The 2,662-nt window shown below is 56.9% G+C and carries 3 protein-coding genes; 2 read left to right on the forward strand and 1 reads right to left on the reverse strand.

Annotated elements, in window-relative coordinates; all coding sequences use genetic code 11:
* Window positions 1-275: 275 nt before the first annotated feature.
* Window positions 276-1,679: a chromosomal replication initiator protein DnaA gene (gene dnaA, locus NW819_RS13710; RefSeq protein ID WP_414414088.1), complete on the reverse strand. Its 1,404-nt coding sequence runs from the start codon at window positions 1,677-1,679 to the stop codon at window positions 276-278.
* A 226-nt stretch (window positions 1,680-1,905) separates the two neighbouring features.
* Here dnaA and rpmH point away from each other — a divergent pair, with 226 nt between their 5' ends.
* Entirely contained in the window at window positions 1,906-2,046 is a 141-nt protein-coding gene (rpmH, locus tag NW819_RS13715; RefSeq protein WP_011434477.1) for a 50S ribosomal protein L34, read from the forward strand.
* Between the two features lie 93 nt (window positions 2,047-2,139).
* The gene (rnpA, locus tag NW819_RS13720; RefSeq protein ID WP_011434476.1) at window positions 2,140-2,541 is read left to right on the forward strand and encodes a ribonuclease P protein component; all 402 of its coding nucleotides are present in this window, start codon (window positions 2,140-2,142) and stop codon (window positions 2,539-2,541) included.
* The last annotated feature ends 121 nt before the right edge of the window (window positions 2,542-2,662 follow it).

Genomic DNA, 2,662 nt, shown 5'->3' on the forward strand with positions numbered 1-2,662 from the left:
ATCCAAGCCCAAATCCAAAGCGGCTGAGAGCGTGGCCGGCACCGGATCTGGAATAGGGGCTTGCTGGGAATTGGCCCAAACCGGCCGCTCAGGCACCAGTCCAGCCCAGAGGAGCAGCATACCCAGGCGAAGCCCTTTGCCAGACTGTCTCACCACCTGCAACCACATTCATTGCGTCCCTACTGTAGCTGCTTTCCGAGAGATTCTCCACGCAGACGGGCAGAGCCAAAGGGCGGCAACAACACCTCAAAGACGGCCCAGCGACAACAGAAAGCCTAGCTGCTCCGGCTGTTGGCAACCACCCGCAAGCGCTCGACCAATTTTTGCAGTTGCCGTTCAAACTGCAGACTTTCCCGCTGTAGCTGACTGACTTTCTCACAGCTATAGAGAACGGTGGTGTGATCTTTTCCCCCAAAGTAATCGCCAATTTTGGGCAAGCTGAGGTTGGTGTAGTGGCGCATCAAAAACATGGCAATTTGCCGTGCTTGGCTGATGTCACGCTTGCGGGAGGATCCCAGTAAACTTTCTCGGTCGATGCCGAATTCTTCACAGACCACATCGGTAATCATGTCGGCGGTGATCTCTTTCGGCTCGCTGGGGGGATTGAGGATGGGCTGAATCGTCTCCACGCTCATCGGCAAGCCAGAAATGGAAACATAGGCGACGGCGCGGATCAGGGCACCTTCCAGCTCGCGGATGTTGCTGGTGTAGGTGGTGGCAATGTACTCGATCACGTCGGCGGGCAGGTTCATCCCCTCGTACTCGGCTTTCTTCTTGAGAATGGCCATGCGGGTTTCGATATCCGGCGATTGAATTTCGGCAATCAGGCCCATCGAAAACCGAGAACAGAGACGTTCCTGCAGACGCGGGATCAGATGAGGAGAACGGTCGGCGGCCAGCACAATCTGCTTGCCGGACTCGTGCAGGGTGTTAAAGGTGTGAAAAAACTCCTCTTGGGTGTACTCTTTGCCTTCGATAAATTGAACGTCATCCACCAATAAAATATCCACATCCCGATAGTGCTCCCGGAAAGACTGCATGCTGTCTCGCCGGATGGCATCGATTAAATCGTTGGTAAACCGTTCGGTGGACACGTAAAAGACTTTGGCCTGTGGATTTGCCTCTAGCTGGTAGTGGCCAATGGCCTGCATCAGGTGGGTTTTGCCCAGACCCACCCCACCGCAGAGAAACAGGGGGTTGTAGGCGCGCCCAGGCTTGTCGGCCACAGCCAGAGCTGCAGCGTGAGCCATGCGGTTGTTGGGGCCAACCACAAACCGCGAGAAGGAATACTTGGGGTTGAGATCCGGCGCCCGCATGGGCAGGCTGCCGCCGACTTCCAGTCCTAGGGTGGTGGAGGCAGGTAAGCTGCCGGCTCTGCCCGATGTTGGGGAAATGGTTCTTGAAGGGGGTTCTGCCTCGACAGAAGCGTGGGGGGAAACGGAAAACTCCACCTGCAAAGGGATCCCGGCTACCCGCTGCACCACCTCGGTGATGGTGGAAGCGTAGTGCTTTTGCAGCCAGCCCCGTGCCCATTCGCTGGGGGTACAGATGGTGAGGCGGTTGTCCACCAACGATTCAGCCCGCGCCGTTTTGATCCAAGCCTCAAAGGTTGGGCGGCTGAGCTGCACCTGCAGATGACACAGGGCTTCATCCCAGAGCTGATCCAGGGAAATATCCACACCACACACTCAGAGCGACACAGCAGAAGCCCAGAGGAAACAGCGGCGGCTTCCTCGACAGGAGCTTCGGGATTCCCAATTTAACTGCTCGGCGCGGGGTGGCCAATCTAGCAATTTTCCATTGAGTCTGCTAAGATTAACCACCTGTGATCAGTTGCCAGCAGGCTGAATGGCAGTCTGGTCAGCTCTGGCAGATGATCTTGGCTTCATTGGTTGGCTTCTCACCATGACTCAGCGTACCCTTCGTGGCACCAATCGCAGACGCATTCGGGTTTCTGGGTTTCGGGCCAGAATGCGAACGGCAACTGGGCGTCAGGTCTTGCGGCGACGGCGGGCCAAGGGGCGTTATCGCCTGGCGGTTTCCTAAGCCCTTTGGTCAGAGATTTGATTTGTCTTGGTTTTTTGGAGCGTTGCAGCCCAAAACTCGCTGACTTCTGGGGCAGACTCTCCTCGGTGCCCAATGTTGCCGGCTCCTCATCGATTGCGGGATCGACGAGCTTTTCAGGCGCTCTACCAGGGGGGCCAACGTCGTTCCGGTGCAGGCTTGACCCTGCTGTTTCAGCCGATGCCCGCAGGGTGCGAAGGGATCCCTAGCCAAGTGGGGCTGGTGATCGGCAGAAAGGTGAGCAAATCTGCCGTAAAGCGGAATCGGCTGCGCCGCCAGTTGCGAGAAATCTTGCGCCCCCTGTGCCCAAACCTGAAACCCGGATACCGGCTGCTGTTTATCTCCAAGGCAAACTTACTGACCTACCGCTGGCCGGAGCTGAGGGCGGAGGTGCATCGTCTTCTCCAAAAGGCCGACCTGCTCGTCAGCACAGATGTAGACTCAACAGGTGCAGACTCAGATGCCAAGCCGTCCTAAGAAACTTGAGCTGCACAGGTTTTTGCTACCCATGCTAGCCTGTTGCCATCATCTGCCGGTGGCCACGCTAGATGTGGGGTGTGATGTACATCAAGCGGATTGAGCTGACCCGATTTAAGTC

The organism is Synechococcus sp. R8-2 (genome assembly GCF_047461715.1).
In the GTDB taxonomy this organism is placed as follows: Bacteria; Cyanobacteriota; Cyanobacteriia; order Thermostichales; family Thermostichaceae; genus Thermostichus.